Annotated in this window: 10 protein-coding genes and 6 pseudogenes; 5 read left to right on the plus strand and 11 right to left on the minus strand. The window is 69.0% G+C overall.

Going from position 1 to position 17691, the window contains the following annotated elements; genetic code table 11:
• Nucleotides 1–3: 3 nt before the first annotated feature.
• From H0I39_RS14085 to H0I39_RS14135, 11 genes and pseudogenes are all read right to left on the minus strand, one after another.
• Nucleotides 4–2072: pseudogene (locus tag H0I39_RS14085) on the minus strand (3-hydroxybutyrate oligomer hydrolase family protein).
• Between the two features lie 157 nt (nucleotides 2073–2229).
• A complete protein-coding gene (locus H0I39_RS14090) occupies nucleotides 2230–3309 on the minus strand; it encodes a branched-chain amino acid ABC transporter permease (protein ID WP_180550931.1) in 1080 nt (359 codons plus the stop codon).
• Between the two features lie 100 nt (nucleotides 3310–3409).
• Entirely contained in the window at nucleotides 3410–4393 is a 984-nt protein-coding gene (locus tag H0I39_RS14095) for a branched-chain amino acid ABC transporter permease (RefSeq protein WP_180550932.1), read from the minus strand.
• Nucleotides 4394–4472: 79 nt separating this feature from the next.
• Nucleotides 4473–5198 (minus strand): ABC transporter ATP-binding protein, encoded by a 726-nt coding sequence (locus H0I39_RS14100; protein WP_180550933.1) that lies wholly within the window; start codon nucleotides 5196–5198, stop codon nucleotides 4473–4475.
• 138 nt (nucleotides 5199–5336) lie between these two features.
• Nucleotides 5337–6112 (minus strand): annotated as a pseudogene (locus H0I39_RS14105) (ABC transporter ATP-binding protein).
• A gap of 247 nt (nucleotides 6113–6359) precedes the next feature.
• Nucleotides 6360–7545 (minus strand): annotated as a pseudogene (locus H0I39_RS14110) (substrate-binding domain-containing protein).
• Between the two features lie 206 nt (nucleotides 7546–7751).
• Nucleotides 7752–9255 (minus strand): annotated as a pseudogene (locus H0I39_RS14115) (sigma-54 interaction domain-containing protein).
• Between the two features lie 120 nt (nucleotides 9256–9375).
• Nucleotides 9376–9645 carry a GlsB/YeaQ/YmgE family stress response membrane protein gene (locus H0I39_RS14120; protein ID WP_180550934.1) on the minus strand — a complete coding sequence of 90 codons (270 nt, stop codon included), beginning with the start codon at nucleotides 9643–9645 and terminating at the stop codon, nucleotides 9376–9378.
• Between the two features lie 172 nt (nucleotides 9646–9817).
• Nucleotides 9818–11314 carry a tripartite tricarboxylate transporter permease gene (locus H0I39_RS14125; RefSeq protein WP_180550935.1) on the minus strand — a complete coding sequence of 499 codons (1497 nt, stop codon included), beginning with the start codon at nucleotides 11312–11314 and terminating at the stop codon, nucleotides 9818–9820.
• A gap of 13 nt (nucleotides 11315–11327) precedes the next feature.
• Nucleotides 11328–11888, minus strand: a complete 561-nt coding sequence (locus H0I39_RS14130; protein ID WP_180550936.1) for a tripartite tricarboxylate transporter TctB family protein — start codon at nucleotides 11886–11888, stop codon at nucleotides 11328–11330.
• Between the two features lie 118 nt (nucleotides 11889–12006).
• Nucleotides 12007–12978 (minus strand): Bug family tripartite tricarboxylate transporter substrate binding protein, encoded by a 972-nt coding sequence (locus H0I39_RS14135; protein ID WP_180550937.1) that lies wholly within the window; start codon nucleotides 12976–12978, stop codon nucleotides 12007–12009.
• A 128-nt stretch (nucleotides 12979–13106) separates the two neighbouring features.
• Here H0I39_RS14135 and H0I39_RS14140 point away from each other — a divergent pair, with 128 nt between their 5' ends.
• The 5 genes and pseudogenes from H0I39_RS14140 (at nucleotide 13107) to H0I39_RS14160 (ending at nucleotide 17483) form a co-directional block, all read left to right on the plus strand.
• Nucleotides 13107–13787: a response regulator transcription factor gene (locus H0I39_RS14140; protein ID WP_180550938.1), complete on the plus strand. Its 681-nt coding sequence runs from the start codon at nucleotides 13107–13109 to the stop codon at nucleotides 13785–13787.
• Nucleotides 13784–15186: pseudogene (locus tag H0I39_RS14145) on the plus strand (sensor histidine kinase). Before H0I39_RS14140 ends, H0I39_RS14145 begins: the two are co-directional and overlap by 4 nt.
• A pseudogene (locus H0I39_RS14150) lies at nucleotides 15183–15619 on the plus strand (RNA-binding S4 domain-containing protein). Before H0I39_RS14145 ends, H0I39_RS14150 begins: the two co-directional pseudogenes overlap by 4 nt.
• Nucleotides 15620–15815: 196 nt before the next feature.
• Nucleotides 15816–16688: an alpha/beta fold hydrolase gene (locus tag H0I39_RS14155; protein ID WP_180550939.1), complete on the plus strand. Its 873-nt coding sequence runs from the start codon at nucleotides 15816–15818 to the stop codon at nucleotides 16686–16688.
• Between the two features lie 159 nt (nucleotides 16689–16847).
• Nucleotides 16848–17483, plus strand: coding sequence for a DsbA family oxidoreductase (locus tag H0I39_RS14160; RefSeq protein ID WP_308645927.1), 636 nt, complete (start codon nucleotides 16848–16850; stop codon nucleotides 17481–17483).
• Nucleotides 17484–17691 lie beyond the last annotated feature (208 nt).

Here is a 17691-nt window from a genome sequence, read left to right on the forward strand (position 1 = left end):
GCGTCAGTCCGGGATGACGACGGTGTCCCCGCCCGTCACGCTGATGCGGTCGGCCGCGGCCGGCACGGCGGCGGGCAAAGGCACGTTGGCGGCGGTGATGGCGGGCGCCTGGCCGGCGGTGCCGCCGCGTGGCACGGTGCGCACCACCTGGCTGGGTGGCAGCGGCTTGCCGTTCTTCAGGTGGTCGTACACGGCGTCCAGCGCGTGGTTCAGGTACACATGCAGCGGCACGTAGCGGCTGTCGTAGCCTGGCAGCACGGCCGGCAGGCCGATGAAGCCGTCGAAGTGCTGAGCGTTGGCCACCTCCAGGTAGCTCAGCTTGCTGGCCGCGCCTTCCACCTTCTTGTTCAGCGCGTAGTAGGGGCGCGAAGTGTGGTTGACGGGCAGCAGCGCGTCGTCGCGGCCGTGCACGATGATGGCCGGCTTGCCCTGCAGGTTGCCACTGCGCTGGGTTTCCCTCATGCCGGCCTGCAGGCGCTGCGCGGCGGCGCCGCTGCCGGTGACCAGATCGCGCAGGCACAGCGCGCCGTCCAGGTTCCAGTCGGGCAGGCCGTTGGCGGCCAGGCTCAGGAAGTCGCGCACCGGCCCTTGCGCCGCGCGGTTGTTCACCAGGTTGACGCCGGCCGATGGCGGCACCCCGTTGCCGGTGGCGAACATGGCGGCCAGTGCGGCGGGGGCCAGCGTGGTCACGCTGCCGTCGGCGGCGGTGGCGGCAAAGCTGAAGCCGCACAGGTGATCGCTGACGCGGGCGCGCGCCAGTGCGTTGGCAAAGGTCACGGCCACGGCGGGCGCAATCTCGAACGCGGCGTGCGAGGGCGTCAGTGCCAGCGATTCGGGTTCCCAGCCGTAGTCGCGCAGGCGCAGCAGGGCCTCTTCGGCCTGCTGGGCGGTGGTGCTGGCGGCGGCGCTCAGCAGGCCCTCCTGCCGCAGCGCCGTGCAGCGGCTGGCGGCAATGGGCAGCGCCGGCAGGTTGTACAGCCCGGCAAAGGCGGCGCCGAAGGGTGCACCGGCCAGCGACGGCGCCAGCGAGGCGCAGGCCTGGTAAAGGTTGGCGTAGGTGGTGAAGTCGATCAGGTTCCGGCCCACGGTGGCCACCCGCGCGCTGCCGCGCTGCACGGCCACACCGGCGTTGGCGGGCAGCTCGATGGCAGGCTCGGACACGGCCACGCCGTCGATCAGGCCGTCTGCATCCTGCTCGGCGGCGGCAATCGCAGCACCGCCGCCGTTGGAGACGCTGGAGGCGATGACCAGCGTGTTGTTCGGGGTGAAGGTGACGAGGCGCTCGCCCTTGTCGTTGACGTCGCCGAACTGCTGGTTGACGGCGTACAGCGCGAAACGCACCGCCGCAAGCGTGAACTGGCCCCAGTCCTTCTCCGGGTTGCGGCCCGAGTGCGCGTGCTTGAAGGCAAAGCGGTTGGGCGTGGCGGTGTTGAAGGCGGTCAGCTCGGCGGCGCTGAGGCCGGCGTTGAAGGAGACCAGATCCCAAAAATGCGGGCCGGTTGCGAAGTGCCCGCCCGTATCAGCCGCGCGCTTGCGCGTGCCATCGACCATGGGCACGGTGTCATTCTGCAGATCGTGCGGGGCACCGCCGGTGCCCTTGTCGGTATAGGCCACCGCGCAGCCGCGCTTGAGCCCCCATTCGCCGGTGGAGATGGCGCCGTAAACGCCGCGCGATCCCGACGAGGTAGCGGTCACGATGCACGGATTCCTGGGGTCGAACGTGGACGGCACTTGCGCCATCAGCGTCACGGTCTGCTTGCCGCTGCCGTCGTCGAGTACGCCCACCACTTCGGTGCCGGCGATCTTTCCTCGCCGGTGCCCACCGACCCATCGGCCGCCACGTTGGGGCCATAGAGCACGCCGTAGCCGCCTGCCGCGGTCATGTCGACCAGTGAACGATAGCTGTTGTAGATGGCCGCGCGACGCAGTTCCACCGCCGTGGGGTTGAGTGGATCGGTGTAGGCGGGTGGCGTGACGGACTGCAGGCCGGTCTTGCCCAGGCCCGCGGTCAGCAGGTCGTCTGCGGCGCCGTCGTAGCTGCGAAACTGCACGCCCCAGACACCCGCCGGCACGCTGTTCAGCGGCGCTTCCGGCTTGTCGCCGCCGCTGCTGCCGCCGCACGCGGACAGCACGCCGGCGGCCAGCGCGGCCAGGGCAATGGGATGGATGCGATGTTTCATGGCTTGTCTCCTGGTGTCGTTTTCTTTGGGACTGATCGGTGCGCGGGCTTCAGTGCGCCGCAGCCTTGGCCGCGCTGCGTGCGCGCAGCTTGCCGACGACGCCGGTGGGGAAGTAATAGACCGAGAGCACGAACAGCACGCCCAGCCACAGCAGCCAGCGGTCGGGCGAGAGCAGGGCGGGCAGCAGCGGCACGCTGGCCGTGGCTTCGCTCGCCAGCCGCAGCAGATCCTGCAGGTAGCTCTGCGCCACCAGGAACAGCACCGAGCCGATGACCGCACCATAGATCGTGCCCATGCCGCCAATGACCACGATCAGCAGCACGTCCATCATGATCTCGAAGCTAAGGGATGTATCCGGCCCGTTGTAGCGCAGCCAGATCGCCAGCATGCAGCCGGCCAGCGTGGCGAACAGCGCCGACAGCACCGACGACAGCGTGCGGTAGACGACGACACGGTAGCCGATGGCCTCGGCGCGGAATTCGTTCTCGCGGATGGCCTGCAGCACGCGGCCGAATGGCGAATTGACGATGCGCAGCAGCGCCAGCACCAGCACCACGGCGACCACGAACAGCAGGTAGTAGGTGATGATCTTGCCGTCGATCAGCACGCCGAGGAATTCGGTCTCGAACGGCTCGAAGCTGGGGCTGAGCACCTCGGGCAGGCGGAACGTGAGGCCGTCCTCGCCGCCGGTCCATTCGGACAGTTGCGAGGCCAGCGTCTGGAACGCCGCCGCCACGGCCAGCGTGATCATGGCGAAGAAGATGGCCCGCACCCTGAGCGAGAACAGCCCGATCGCCAATGACAGCAGCAGCGACAGCACCAGCGCGCCACCCACGCCCACGGCCAGCGCGCTCCAGCTGGCGCCCATGCGCGAACTGGCGATGGCGATGCCATAGGCCCCGATGCCGAAGAACATGGTGTGCGCAAAGCTGACGATGCCGGTGTAGCCCAGCAGCAGGTCGAACGCCGCCACCAGCACCACGAAGATCAGCACCTTGGCCGCCACGTTCAGCGCCTTGACGCCGGGGAACAGGAAGGGCGCGAAGGCCAGCCCCAGCACGATGGCGACGAGGATCAGGGCCAGCAACTTGTTGCGTGGCAAATCGTGTGAGAGCAGGCGGCTGAGCATGGCGGGGCGGCGCGGAGCCGGTGTCAATGGGTTTGAAGAAAAACCGGCATCAGAGGCCGTGGTGCGGGCGCTGGAAGCTATCGTGTTCATAGCGGTTCGCTCAGCGGTTGGCGACAGCGTAGACACCTTGCGGGCGCCACAGCAGGATGGCCACCATCAGCGCGATGTTGGAGAACAGCGCCACCTTGGGCGCCAGAAAGCCGGTGTAGTTGGCCATCAGGCCCACCATCAGCGCGCCGATCAGCGCACCCGTGGTGCTGCCCAGCCCGCCGATGATGATGACGATGAAGATCAGGATGTTGACCTGTGCCCCCATCTGCGGAATCACGTTCTGCTGGTACAGGCCCCACATCACGCCGCCCAGGCCGGCGAGGGCGCTGCCCACCACGAACACACCGATAAAAAGGCGCCGGATGCGGTAGCCGAGCGATTCGACCATTTCCCTGTCCTGAACACCAGCGCGAATCAGCAGGCCGACCTTGGTGCGCGACAAGGTCCAGGCCAAGGCGGCAAACACGAGGACGCCGACGATGACAGCGACCACGCGGTATTTCTCGACGGCGGCATCGCCGATCAGCCAGGAGCCGCGCATGCCCTCGGGCAGCGGCAGCGGAATCTGCGCCGGGCCCCAGATGACCTTGATCAGCTCCTCGCCGATGATCATGCCGCCCATGGTGATGAGAATCTGCTTCAGGTGCTGGCCGTACACCGGGCGCACGATGAAGCGCTCGAACGCCAGGCCGACGGCGCCGGCCACCAGCATGGCCACTACCATGGCGGGCACCACGGCCATCAGGTTGCGCCAGATGTCGGCCGAGTTGGTGTAGTCGCCCATGGCGCCCAGCACGCTGGTGGCGACGAAGGCGCCCAGCGCGATGAACACGCCGTGGCCGAAGTTCAGCACGTCCATCAGCCCGAACACCAGCGTCAGGCCCGAGGCGATGATGAAGATGATCATGCCCATGGCCAGGCCCGCCACGGTGAGCGTGAGCCAGGTGGAGCCGGAGCCAATCAGCGGCAGCGCCACCAGCGCCAGCAGGGGAACCAGCAGCAGCGGCTTGTAGTCGATGTCGAGGGATTTCATGGCGAGGTGAATGCTTCTGAATGAATAGCTGCTTGCGCTTGCTGGACGGGCGCTAGAGGCCTATTTCTTATAAATCGGTTTACAGCGACAGGCCCAGCAGCCGCTGCTGCAGTGCCTCGTCCTGTGCGAGCGCGGCCATGGTGCCGCTGTGCACCACGCGGCCGTCGTCCATCACCGCCACGGTGTCGCCCAGGCGCTTGGCGAAGTTGATGTTCTGCTCCACCAGCAGAATCGTCACGCCGCTGGCCTTCAGCTGCTGGAAGGCCTCGATCATGTTGTTGATGATGGCCGGCGCCAGGCCCTTGCTGGGCTCGTCGATGATGAGCAGCTCGCGCGGCTCGACGATGGCGCGGCTCACGGCCAGCATCTGCTTCTGCCCGCCGCTCAGCTTGCCGGCGGGGTGGTTCCAGAACTTCTCGACCGCCGGGAACAGCTTGAAGATCCACTGCAGGCGCGCCTCGTCGATGTGCGCCGCGGTCTTGGCCTGGCGCGCGGCCAGCACCATGTTCTCCTTCACCGTCAGGTCGGCGAAGATGCCCATGTTCTCGGGCACGTAGGCGATGCCCAGGTGCGCGATCTGCGGCGTGTGCTTCTTGGTGATGTCCTGGCCGTTGAAGCTGATGCGACCCTGGCTGGCCTGCCACAGGCCCATGATGGTGCGCAGCGTGGTCGTCTTGCCGGCGCCGTTGCGGCCCAGCAGCATGGTCAGCTGGCCGCGCGGCACTTCGAGGTCGACGCCGTGCAGGATGTGGTAGGCGCCGATGTGGGTGTGCACACCCTCGAGTTTCAGCAGGATGTCGCTCATACGGATACTCCCGAAAACCGAACGCAGGGGACGCAGAGATTTCGCAGAGAACGCAGAAGAAGCAGCCAGAGAAAATTTCTTTTCTGCGTTCTCTGCGTGGCCTTTGCGTCCTCTGCGCAAGCTTGTTGAAGGCTGCCCTCATACCTCGGCCTCCTCTTTCGTCACGCCCAGGTAGGCCTCTTGAACGACCGGCGAGGCGATCACCTCAGCCGGGTCGCCGTCGGCCACCAGGCTGCCGTTGGTCAGCACGATGATGCGGTCGGCCAGCTCGCGCACCACGTCCATCTTGTGCTCCACCAGCAGGATGATCTTGCTCTTGTCCTGCTTCAGCGCGCGGATCAGGTTCAGGATCACGGGCGCCTCGTCGTGCTCATGCCGGCGGTGGGTTCGTCGAACATGTAGACCTGCGGATCCAGCGCCATGAGCAGCGCCACCTCCAGCTTGCGCTGGTCGCCGTGCGGCAGGCTGGCCACGGGCATGTCCTGCTTGTCGGCCATGGCGACGGATTCGAGGATCTCGACCGCGCGCTGCGTCAGGTTCTGGTGGTCGCTCCAGATGCTGGTCAGGTTCAGGCCGCGCTTGTGGCGGCCGTCCAGCGTGGCCTGCACCGCCAGGCGCACGTTCTCCAGCACGCTCAAGGAAGGGAACAGGTTGGTGAGCTGGAAGGCGCGCCCCAGGCCTGCCTTGGTGCGGGCCGAGGGCGACAGGTTCGACAGATCCTGCCCGCCCAGGTGCACCGTGCCGCTGCTGGCCTTGAGCTGGCCCGAGATCAGGTTGAAGTAGGTCGTCTTGCCCGCGCCGTTGGGCCCGACGATGGCCGTCAGCGTGCCGGGCTCGAACGCGCAGGTGACCGCGTTCACGGCCACGTGCCCGCCGAAGCGTATGGTGAGATCTTGGGTGGACAGGGTGCTCATGATTCAGTAGCTGCTGGCGCTTGCTGGATAAGCGCTGGAGGCAGTTTCTATCGGTGAAATGCCGGCTTGGCCAGCGCGTGGCGAAACCCGACTTGTCCGCGAGCAGGCGGTGGTTCTTGCGAACCACGCCATCGCGGGCAAGCCCGCTCTCACAAAGTGCGATCCCAGGTCGCCGCGCAGCCGGCTTGGCCGGGCCGCCAAAGACGCCCTTGAGCGCAGCCGGCGCAGCCGGCACAGGGTGGGCGGTTTACCGCTTGTTGCGGATCGGCACGTGCATCTCTTCCGGCTTGATCTCGCGCACCAGCTCAGGCACGCCCCAAGTGAAGGCCGGGTCGGCCTTGATCTTGAAGTGGTACATGCTCTGCATGGCCTGGTGGTCTTCCTTGCGGAAGGTCATCTTGCCCTTGGGCGTGTCGAAGCTCATGCCCTCCATGGTGCTGATGAGCTTGTTGGTGTTGGTGTCGCCGTTGGTCTTCTTCAGCGCGGTGACGATGGCCATGGCGGCCGAGAAGCCGCCGGCGGTGAAGAAGTCGGGCGGGGTCTTGTATTCCTTGTAGTGGGCGGCCACCATGGCCTCGTTCACCGGGTTCTTCGGGATGCCGAAGTAGTAGTAGGTGGCGCCTTCCATGCCCGGGAAGGCCTTGTACGAGGCCATGGCCGGCAGGATGTTGCCGCCGGTGGCGACGTCGATGTTGAAGCGCTTGTTCAGCTCCTGCGCCGCCAGCGCGCCGAACGGCGGGTGCCGCCGGCCCAGATCACCATGACCACCTTGCGGCCCGGCTCGCCCTTCAGCTTGTCGACGATGCGCTGGATGCCGGCGGTGAAGTCGGTGGTGTTCTGCGGCAGGTATTCCTCGTGCACGATCTTGGCGGACTTGACGGCGTCCTTGAACGCCTTCACGCCGTCGCGGCCGAAGGCGTAGTCCTGCGCCAGCGTGACGATGCTGGTGCCGGCCTTGTCGATGGCGACGGCGTTGCTGATGGCGTCCTGGCTGGAGTTGCGGCCAGTGCGGAAGATGTACTTGTTCCACTTGTCGCCGGTGATCGAGTCGGCCACGGCCGGCTCGACCAGCAGGATCTTCTTGTATTCCTCGGCCACGGGCAGCATGGCCAGCGCCACGCCGCTGGAAGTGGGGCCGACGGCCAGGTCGACCTTGTCGTCGGAATAGGCGGCGGCCAGCAGGCTCTTGCCCAGGTCGGGCTTGCCCTGGTCATCCTTCTCGATCACGGTGATCTTGCGGCCGTTCACGGCCATGGTGCCGCCGGTGGCGTAGTTCAGGCCCATCATCAGGCCGGCCTGGGTCTGCTTGCCGTAGGCCTCCAGCGGGCCGGTCTTGCTGTAGATGTGGGCAATCTTGATGTCGGACTGGGCCAGGGCGGGGCGCCCACGGCGGCGGCCAGGGCGGCAATGGCGATGAGGGTGCGGCGTTGCATGGTGCGTCTCCTGTCAATGCAAAACGAAATAGGACGAGACAACCAATGCACAGTACGTGCCAGGCGCTAAGCGGTTGATTTCAAACAGACGTCAATCGAAAGCGACTCGAATTGACTAAAAAAGACAAATTAATTGTTCGAATATCAGTCAATTGTCTGAAATTTGTTCAGGGTTTGTCCGTAGCATCGCCTGCGCCCTCTGGCGTTCAGGCCACGCTGGCTGAGCGCGCCTCACGCGCCTGCAACCGCTCATACAGCGTCGCGCGCGAGATGCCCAGCAGCCGCGCCGCCGCCAGCTTGTTGCCGCCGGTGGACTGCAGGGCGGTGGCAATGGCGCGCTGTTCCAGCTCAGCCACCTGCTCGGCCAGCGGCCGCAGCAGGGCGCCGGCATCGGGTGGCGCCGGCTCGGGCGGCAGCGCGGGCTGCACCTGGGCCAGGCCGGATTCGCGTAGCACCGTTTCCATCAGTGCGGCGTCCAGCCGGTCGGAGTCGCTGCGCAAGGCCGCCTGCTCCAGCACGTTGCGCAGTTCGCGGATGTTGCCGCGCCACTGCTGCGCCGCCAGCAGCGCGATGGCGCCTTCGCTCAGCTCGGGCGGCGGGCTGCCGCGGTGCGCCATGTCGTCGCCCAGCACCTCGATCAACGCCGGAACGTCGCCGCGCCGCTCGCGCAGCGGGGCACGCGCACCGGCAGCACGTTGAGGCGGTAATACAGGTCTTCCCGGAACTGGCCGGACTGCACCAGGGCCGGCAGGTCGCGGCTGGTGGCGGCGATCACGCGCACGTCGAAGGGCACCAGCTGGTTGCTGCCCAGCGGCTCGATCTCGCCCTCCTGCAGCGCGCGCAGCAGCTTGGCCTGCAGGCCGGGCGGCATGTCGCCGATCTCGTCGAGGAACAGCGTGCCGCCGTCGGCCAGCTTGAACTTGCCCACGCGGCCCTTGCGGTCGGCGCCGGTGTAGGCGCCGGGCGCGGTGCCGAAGAATTCGGCCTCCAGCAGCGTGTCGGGCACGGCGGCGATGTTGACGCTGACGAAGGGCTGCCCCGCGCGTAGCGATGCCGCGTGGATGCCGTGCGCCAGCAGTTCCTTGCCGGTGCCGGTCTCGCCCAGCAGCAGCACCGGGCTGTGCGATTGCGCGGCGCGGCGCGCCTGGCGCTTGACCTCGGCCGCCGCCGGGCTGCTGCCGACGAAGCTGGCCAGCGTGTAGCGCGACTGACGCTGGCCGGCCGGCTGGTTGCTGCGTTGTGCCGCCAGCTCGCGCTGCGCTTCCTGCAGTTCCTGCTGCAGCTGGGCGAACTTGGCCACCAGCGGCTGCATGCTGGTGCCGGTCTGGTCGAACAGCACGATGCCCAGCGCGCCGATCACCTCGCCGCTGTCGTCGCGCAGCGGATGCGGCTGACCACGAAGGTGCCGGCGCGGTTGCTCAGCAGGTCGATCAGGATCGGCTTGCCGGTCTTGAGCACCTGGTGCATCTGCGTGTTCTGGATCACGCTGGACACCGGGTGGCCGACGAAGTCCTCCTCGCGCGGAAAGCCCAGCGCCGGCAGGTAACGGCGGTACTGGTCGTTGATCCACACCACGCGCGCATCGCGGTCCACCAGCAGCATGCCCTCGCTGGCGCCTGCGAACAGGTCGAACATGCTGCGCGCGGCCAGCTCCAGGATGCTGGCGGCGTCGCGCGGCAGGGACGACGCGGTGGCGGAAAGGGCAGGCATGCGCACGATGGTAGCGCGGCGCAAGAAAAACCGCGCGGGTGACCGCGCGGTTGTAAGGGGCGTTGCCTGACCGTCAGGCTTGGGCAGACGCCGGTGTTTTGTGTTGGTTGGTCGCGGAGATCAGCGCACGCTGCCGCGCTTGAACAGGTTGACGATGGCCAGCAGGATGACGGCGCCCAGGAAGGACACGACCAAACCCATGACCGAGAAGTCGTTCATGTTGATGGTGCCGGCGCCCAGCAGCGGCGACAGCAGGAAGCCGCCCAGGAACGCGCCGACGATGCCGACGACAACGTTCAGCAGGATGCCTTGCTGGGCATCACGGCGCATCACGATGCTGGCGAGCCAGCCCAGGATGCCGCCGACGATCAGCCAGATGATGAGGTTCATTTTCAAATCTCCTTGCGGTGATGAGTGGGGTTTGTTTTTCCGAGTCCGACGTTCGTGTGCTCGTCGTGAAGTCATTGTGGAAAGCCCCATGGCCTCATCACGTCATCCAGCGCAGGCGGCAGCTGTAGGAAACTTGTCCTACACCCTGACAGTGTGGTGTTCCCTTTGGCGGTCAGGCGCGGCGGGCGCGGTGCCAGCGCGCCAGGCGCGGCATCACCAGCACGGCAGCGATGACGACCAGCAGAAAGACCGATACCGGGCGATCCAGGAACACGGTCCACTTGCCCTCGCCGATCGACATCGCGTTGCGCAGCTGCGCCTCGGCCAGCGGCCCGAGGATCATGCCGATCACCACCGGCGCGGTCGGAAAGTCGAAGCGCCGCATCACCACGCCCACGGCGCCGATCACGTAGAGCAGGAACACGTCGAACGCGCTCTGCCGCATGCCATACGCGCCCACGGTGGCGAAGATCAGGATGCCGGCATACAGCTGCGGCTTCGGGATCTTCAGCAGCTTCACCCACAGCCCCACCATGGGCAGGTTCAGCACCAGCAGCATCAGGTTGCCGATGTACAGCGAGGCGATCAGCGCCCACACCAACGCCGCCGAGGTGCTGAACAGTTGCGGCCCCGGCTGGATGCCGTAGTTCTGGAACGCCCCCAGCAGGATGGCGGTGGTGTTGCTGGTGGGGATGCCCAGCGTCAGCAGCGGGATCAGCGCCGTGGTCACCGTGGCGTTGTTGGCCGATTCGGGGCCGGCCACGCCCTCGATGGCGCCCCGGGTGCCGAACTCGGCCTTGTCCTCGCCCTTGGCCAGCTTCTTCTCGGTGGCGTAGCTCAGGAAGGTGGGAATCTCGGTGCCGCCGGCCGGAATGCAGCCGAACGGCGCGCCGATGGCCGCGCCGCGCAGCCACGCCGGCACGCTGCGGCGCCAGTCGCGCGCGCTCATGTGCACGCGCGTCAGCGTGTTCTGCGTTTCCACCACCTTGCCCTCGAACAGCGCGGCGTGCAGCACCTCGGCCACGGCGAACAGGCCCACGGCCACCAGCACGATCTCGATGCCGTCGAGGAACTCCGGCTTGCCGCCGGTGTAGCGCGGCTGGCCGCTGATCTGGTCCATGCCGATCAGCCCCACGGCCAGGCCGATGAACAGCGCCGCCAGGCCGCGCACCGTGCTCTTGCCCAGCACCGCGCTCACGGTGGTGAAGGCCAGCACCATCAGCAGGAAGTACTCGGGCGGGCCCAGGCGCACGGCGTACTCGGCCACCACCGGCGCGAACAGCGTGACCACCACCGTGGCAATGGTGCCGGCCACGAACGAGCCGATGGCCGCAGTGGCCAGCGCCGCGCCGGCACGGCCGCTCTTGGCCATCTTGTTGCCTTCCATGGCCGTCACCATGCTGGCGGTTTCGCCCGGCGTGTTGAGCAGGATCGAGGTGGTCGAGCCGCCGTACATGGCGCCGTAGTAGATGCCGGCAAAGAAGATCATCGACGCCGTGATGTCGACCTTGGCCGTGATCGGCAGCAGCATCGCCACCGTGGTGGCCGGGCCGATGCCGGGCAGCACGCCGACAGCCGTGCCCAGGGCGCAGCCGAACAGCGCCCACAGCAGGTTGGAGAGCGTCAGCGCCGTGCCGAAGCCGTCCATGAGCATGTTGAAGGTGTCCATGCGCGGCTCCCCGTCAGATCCAGCCGGTGTTCGTCAGGCCCGGCAGGTTGATCGCCAGGAACTTGGTGAACAGCCAGAACACCGGCGCCGCAATCGCCACGCCGCTCAGGATGTCGACCAGCCAGGTGTCGTGCCGCTGGCCGAAGGCGCGCCGCAGGCCCTGCGCGGCCAGCACGTAGGCCAGCGCGCAGCTCAGCACGAAGCCGATGCGTTCGATCAGCGCCGCGTTCAGCAGCAGGCCGGCGGACACCCAGACGTAGGCCGTCCAATCCGGGCTTTCGTCACCGGGCACTTCCTCCATGTTGCGGTAGCCGCCGGTGCGCGCGTGCCACAGCAGCACGGCACCGCACGCCATCAGCGTGATGGCCACGACCCAGGGCAGGAAGTTGGCGCCGACGCCGCCGTAGCCGGCTTCGGCCGAGATGTCGACGGCGCCGACGGCCATCGCCAGGCCGACGCCGATGAGGCCGGCGCTGACCACGGTTTCCCAGATCAGCGTCTTGCGCGAGGGGTGCGCCGGCTCGGGGTGATCGGGCCGCAGCTCGAGCGGGATATTGGGTTGCGGACTGCTCATCGGGTGTCTCCTCCGGCGCCACGCAGCCGCTGCCGCCCAGGGAGCGGCAGGGCTCGTTCACTCTGTTATTGATAGCTGCTGGCGCCCTTTGGACAGGGGTTCAAGGGCTTTTTCATCATCAACCGGCGATCATGCCCGACTTGGCCATGATGGCGCGCAGGCTGGCGAATTCGTCGTCGACGAACTTGCTGAAGGCATCGCCGGTGAGCACGGCCGACGTCCAGTCGTTCTTCTTCAGCGCTTCCTGCCACGAGGCGGATTGCGTGGTGGCGACGATGGCGTCGATCAGCGTCTTGCGCTGCGCCGGCGTGATGCCGGGGCCGCCGAACACGCCGCGCCAGTTGCCGATCTCGACGTTGATGCCCTGCTCCTTGAGCGTGGGCACGTCCTTGATGCTGGCCAGCCGCTGCGCGCTGGTCACGGCGATGGGCTTCATCTTGCCGGTGGCGATGTACTCGGCGAACTCGCTGTAGCCCGAGCCGCCCACCGTCACGTTGCCGCCCAGGATGGCCGCCGTCGCCTCGCCGCCGCCGCGGAAGGCGACATAGTTGATCTTGGCCGGGTCGACACCGGCCTCGCGCGCGATCATGGCCGCGGCGATGTGCTCGGTGGAACCGCGCGAGCCACCGCCCCACTTCACGCTGCCCGGGTCCTTCTTGAGCTGGGCGATCACGTCGGCCATGGTCTTGTGCGGCGAGTTGGCCGGCAGCACGAACACGTTGTATTCGGTCGTCAGGCGCGCCAGCGGCGTGGCCTGCATCAGGTTCAGCGGCGAGCGGCTGGTGATCAGGCCGCCCAGCATCACCGCGCCCATCACCATCATCTGGTGGCCGTCGCCCTTGGCACCGGCCAGGAAAGGCGCCAGGCCCAGCGCGCCGGCCGCGCCGCCCTTGTTGTCGTAGGTCACGGTGGCGGCCTGCTTGGCATCCAGCATGGCCTTGCCCAGCGCGCGCCCGGTGGTGTCCCAGCCGCCGCCCGGGTTGGCCGGGATCAGCATCTTCAGGTTGGCACCGGGCTGCGCCCAGGCAACGGGCAGGGCGCCGGTGGCGGCCAGGGCGGCGAGGGTCTTGAGGAAGGTGTCGCGGCGCATGCTTGTCTCCTTGTGTAGAACGGAATGGAACGGATCGATGATGTGGAGCGAGGCTGTCAATCGGCTGTCCGCCGCCTCGGGGTTTACCCGGGCGCGGGCGCTGCGGGCGCTGCGGTATCGTGCCGCGCATGAAGCTGCTGGTGGTGGAGGACGACCCGGCGTTGCAGGCCACGCTGGTGCGCACGTTCGCGCGGCGCGGCTTCGTGGTGGCCGCCGTCGGCGACGGCCCGGCCGCGCTGCAGCGCTGGGCCGCCAGCCTGCCCGACGCGGTGGTGCTCGACCTGTCGCTGCCGGGCCTGGACGGCCTGCAGGTGCTGGCGCAGGCGCGCGCGCAGGGCCTGCGCACGCCGGTGCTCATCCTCACCGCGCGCGGCGCCGTGGGCGACCGGGTGCTGGGGCTGAACGCCGGCGCCGACGACTACCTGCCCAAGCCCTTCGACCTGGACGAGCTGGAGGCCCGCCTGCGCGCGCTGGTGCGCCGCAGCGCGCCCGAGCACGACGCGATGCCCGCGGCCGGCGTGCAGATCGGCCGAATTCGCTTCGAGCGCGACGGCGGCGCCATCTACCGCGATGGTGTGCCTATGGAGCTGACCCCGCGCGAGCTGGCGCTGATGCATGCGCTGCTGGCGCGCCCCGGCCACGCGGTGGCCAAGGAGCGGCTGTTCGAGCAGGTGTTCCCCGGCGAGGCCGAGGTGCGCTACGAGGCCATCGAAGTGGTGGCCTACCGCCTGCGCCGCAAGCTGGCCGATACCGGGCTGGAGCTGGTCACGCTGCGTGGCCTGGGCTACCTGATGCGGGCGGCGCCGTGAGCGTTGCGCGCACGCGCTCGCTCAGGCGCCAGCTGCTGGCGGGCATCCTGCTGCCGCTGCTGCTGATCGTCGCCTTCAACACCTGGAGCCTGTACCGCGAGGCGCTCGGGGCGCTCAACACCGCCTACGACCGCACCCTGCTGGCCTCGGCCAAGAGCCTGGGCGAATGGCTCGATATCCAGGGCGAGGGCGATGCGGCGCGCCTGCAGGCCAACGTGCCCTCGGCGGCGCTGGAGGCGTTCGAGGCCGACCTGCGCAGCCGCATGGCGTTCCGCATCTCCACGCGCCAGGGGCTGCTGCTGTCGGGCTACGACGACCTGCCGATGTGGCATGGCGAAATTCCCATGCAGCCGCCGTATGCCGCGCTGGTCGACTTCTACGACGGCGCGTTCCGCGGCGAGCCGGTGCGCATGGCGGTGCTGCTGCAGCCGGTGGCTAGCGGCAGCGGGCGCGACGTGGCCGTGGTGCAGGTGGCCGAGACGCTGGAGATACGCCACGCGCTGGCGCGGCAGATCCTGTGGGACACGCTGGCGCGCCAGGCGGCGCTGATCGCGCTGATCGCCGCCACCGTGATCGCCGTCGTCCAGCTCGCCACGCGGCCGGTGCGGCGCCTCAGCCACGAGCTGCAGGGCCGGCCCGACGACGACCTGCGCCCCATCGCCGCGCCCGACGCGCCGCGCGAGCTGCAGCCGCTGATCGCCGCCACCAACGCCCACATGCGCCGCCACGGCGAGATGGCGGCGCAGCAGAAGCGCTTCGTGCGCGACGCCTCGCACCAGCTGCGCACGCCGCTGGCGGTGCTGAAGGCGCAGGTGCAGTCGGCCCGGCGCGGCGACGTGCCGCCCGCGCAGGCGCTGGCCGAGATCGAGGACACCGTCGACCGCGCCACGCTGCTGGCCAACCAGATGCTGGCGCTGGCCAAGGTGGCGCAGCTCCGGCAGCAGGCTGACGCGTCGGCCAGCGCCTTCGACACCATCGTGCGCGACGTGGCGCTGGAGCTGTCGCCCCTGATCGCCGAACGCGCGCTCGACTTCAGCCTGCAGGTCGAGCCGCTGACGCTGCCGGCGCACGAATGGATGCTGCGCGAACTCACGCGCAACCTGCTGCACAACGCCGTGCGGCACACGCCGCCGGGCGGGCCGCTGTGCATCACCCTGGCGCGCGTGGGCGATCAGGCGCGCCTCACCGTGGCCGATGGCGGGCCGGGGTCGAGCCGGACCTGGCCAAACGCCTGTTCCAGCCGTTCCGCTCCGGCGCCGGCGGCTCGGGCTTCGGCCTGGGCCTGGCGATCTGCCACGAGATCACCCAGGCGCTGGGCGGCAGCATCCAGCTGCTCAACCGCAGGCAGAATGGGCGCATCGTCGGTCTCGACGCCATCGTCACCCTGCCGCTTTCATGAGTGCCACCGCCGCCCCAGCCGACAGCATGCGCCTGGACAAGTGGCTGTGGGCCGCGCGCTTCTACAAGACCCGCGCGCTGGCGGTGGAGGAGATCGGCCGTGGCCGTGTGCTGGTGGCGGGGCCAGCGTCAAGCCCGCGCGCGAGATCCGGCCGGGCGACGTGGTGACGGTGCGGCGGGGCGCCGTGGCGCGCCAGGTCGTGGTGCGCGGCCTCAGCGCCCAGCGCGGGCCGGCGCCGGTGGCGCAGCAGCTGTACGACGAAACCCCCGAGAGCATCGCCGCGCGCGAGCAAGCGGCGGCCGCGCGCCGGCTGGCGCCGGAGCCCGCGCACGCCATCGCGCAGGGCCGCCCCACCAAGCGCGACCGCCGCGCCATCGACCAGCAGCGGCGCGGCGACTGGGGCGAGCGCTGGTCGGCGTCGCTGGACGACTGATGCCCGCGGGCGCCCGACGCCGCAGCGCCCGTGGGCGTTGCGCCAGCGCCGGCAAGGCTTCGGCAGGCCCAGCCCCCACGCTGTCGTGCCTCTGAACGCGCCACCGCATGCGCCCCGCCGCTGCGCCGCCCCGCGGGCGGTGCCAGAATCGGCCAGCACCGGCACGGGCCGGCCGCGCAGCATCACACCGATCCCGATGAGCGACATCACCGTCCCCACCTTCCTGCCCCTGGCCGAGCGCGCACGCCTGGCCCAGGCCCGCCGCCTCACCACGCCGTGCGGCGATGGCGAACTGGTCTGGCACGCCTGGGGCGAGCCGCGCGCCGGCGTGCCGCCGCTGGTGCTGTTCCATGGCGGCAGCGGCAGCTGGACGCACTGGGTGAAGAACATCCTGCCCCTGGTCGATGCCGGCCGCAGCGTGTGGGCGGTCGATCTGCCCGGCTTTGGCGACTCGGGCCCGCCCACCGGCGGCAGCGATGCGGATGCGATGGTCGCGCCGCTGGCCGCCAGCCTGCGTCAGTTGATGGGCGACGAGCCGGTCGATCTGGTCGGCTTTTCCTTCGGCGGCATGACGGCCGGCCTGCTGCTGGCCGCGCACCCGCAACTGGCGCGACGCCTGGTGCTGGTGGGCGCGCCGGCCATGGGCGTGGTGCCGCGGCGCCAGTTCGAGCTGAAGGCCTGGCGCCACCTGAAGACGCCGCAGGAGCAGGCCGACATCCACCGCCACAACCTGGGCGTGCTGATGCTGCACGACCACGACCTGATCGACGGCCTGGCGCTGGAGGTGCACATCGCCAACGTGCAGCGCGACCGCCTGCCGCGCCGCCGGCTGGCGCACACCGACATCCTGGCGCGCAGCCTGCCGCAGGTGCCGTGCCCGGTGCACACCATCTACGGCGCGCACGACGCCATCTACCGCCAGTACATCCACCAGCTGGAAGACGCCTTCGCCGCCGCCGCGCCCGCCTTTCGCGGCATGCAGCTGATCGAGGGCGCCGGCCACTGGGTGCAGTTCGAGGCGCCCGAGGCCTTCGATGCGGCGCTGGAGCGGGCGCTGTCGTCGGCATGACGCCAACACAACAGCCGGACGCAGAGGACGCAGAGATTGCGCAGAGGACGCAAAGGAACATCCAGGAAAACTGGTTTCTTCTGCGTCCTTTGCGTCCTCTGCGTCCGGTATTCTGTCTCCTGCTCACGCCCCAAGGACGCCCATGACCACCCCCTCAAGATCGACTTCGTCTCCGACATCGCCTGCCCCTGGTGCGCCGTCGGCCTGGCCTCGCTGCAGCGCGCGCTGGCGCAAAGCGCCGACGCGGTGCAGGCCACGCTGCACTTCCAGCCCTTCGAGCTGAACCCCGACATGCCGCCCGGCGGCGAGGAGATCAACGAACACCTGGCGCGCAAGTACGGCGGCACGCCGGCGCAGTTCGAGGCCAACCGCGCCGCCATCCGCGAGCGCGGCGCCGCCGTGGGCTTCAGCTTCAACCCGGCCGGGCGCGGGCGCATCTACAACACCTTCAACGCGCACCGCCTGCTGCACTGGGCTGGCCTGCAGGGCGCCGAGCCGCAACTGGCGCTGAAGCGCGCGTTGCTCGACGCCTACCACGGCCGCGGCGAGGCGGTGGAGCAGGACGACGTGCTGCTGGCCGCGGTCGAGGCTGCGGGGCTGGATGCGGCGCGGGCGCGCGAGATTCTGGCGGGCGACGACTACGCCGCCGAAGTGCGCCAGGCCGAGGCCTTCTGGCAGCAGGCGGGCATCCGCTCGGTGCCGGCGGTGGTCATCAACGAGCGCCACCTCATCAGCGGCGGCCAGCCGCCCGAGGTGTTCGAGCAGGCGCTGCGCCAGATCGCGCAGGCGGGCTGAGCCACCCGCCGCCCGCCATCGGTCTGTGGCAGCGGGCTTGCCCGCGATGGCGGTGCCCGCGCCCGCGCCGCGGTCACGCAGGGACCATATACTCCCCACATACCCATCTGCTAGCGCCCGTCCTCAGGGCGCTGAAGTCATATACCCACCATATATGATCGTGGCGCCCGCCATCGGTCTGTGGCAGCGGGCTTGCCCGCGATGGCGT

The organism is Ottowia beijingensis (assembly GCF_013423955.1).
GTDB lineage: Bacteria > Pseudomonadota > Gammaproteobacteria > Burkholderiales > Burkholderiaceae_C > Ottowia > Ottowia beijingensis.

Coding starts and splice junctions, on each gene's coding strand:
- H0I39_RS14090 (WP_180550931.1), bottom strand. CDS start 3,309: ATGCTCAGCCGCCTGCTCTCACACGATTTGCCACGCAACAAGTTGCTG.
- H0I39_RS14095 (WP_180550932.1), bottom strand. CDS start 4,393: ATGAAATCCCTCGACATCGACTACAAGCCGCTGCTGCTGGTTCCCCTG.
- H0I39_RS14100 (WP_180550933.1), bottom strand. CDS start 5,198: ATGAGCGACATCCTGCTGAAACTCGAGGGTGTGCACACCCACATCGGC.
- H0I39_RS14120 (WP_180550934.1), bottom strand. CDS start 9,645: ATGAACCTCATCATCTGGCTGATCGTCGGCGGCATCCTGGGCTGGCTC.
- H0I39_RS14125 (WP_180550935.1), bottom strand. CDS start 11,314: ATGGACACCTTCAACATGCTCATGGACGGCTTCGGCACGGCGCTGACG.
- H0I39_RS14130 (WP_180550936.1), bottom strand. CDS start 11,888: ATGAGCAGTCCGCAACCCAATATCCCGCTCGAGCTGCGGCCCGATCAC.
- H0I39_RS14135 (WP_180550937.1), bottom strand. CDS start 12,978: ATGCGCCGCGACACCTTCCTCAAGACCCTCGCCGCCCTGGCCGCCACC.
- H0I39_RS14140 (WP_180550938.1), top strand. CDS start 13,107: ATGAAGCTGCTGGTGGTGGAGGACGACCCGGCGTTGCAGGCCACGCTG.
- H0I39_RS14155 (WP_180550939.1), top strand. CDS start 15,816: ATGAGCGACATCACCGTCCCCACCTTCCTGCCCCTGGCCGAGCGCGCA.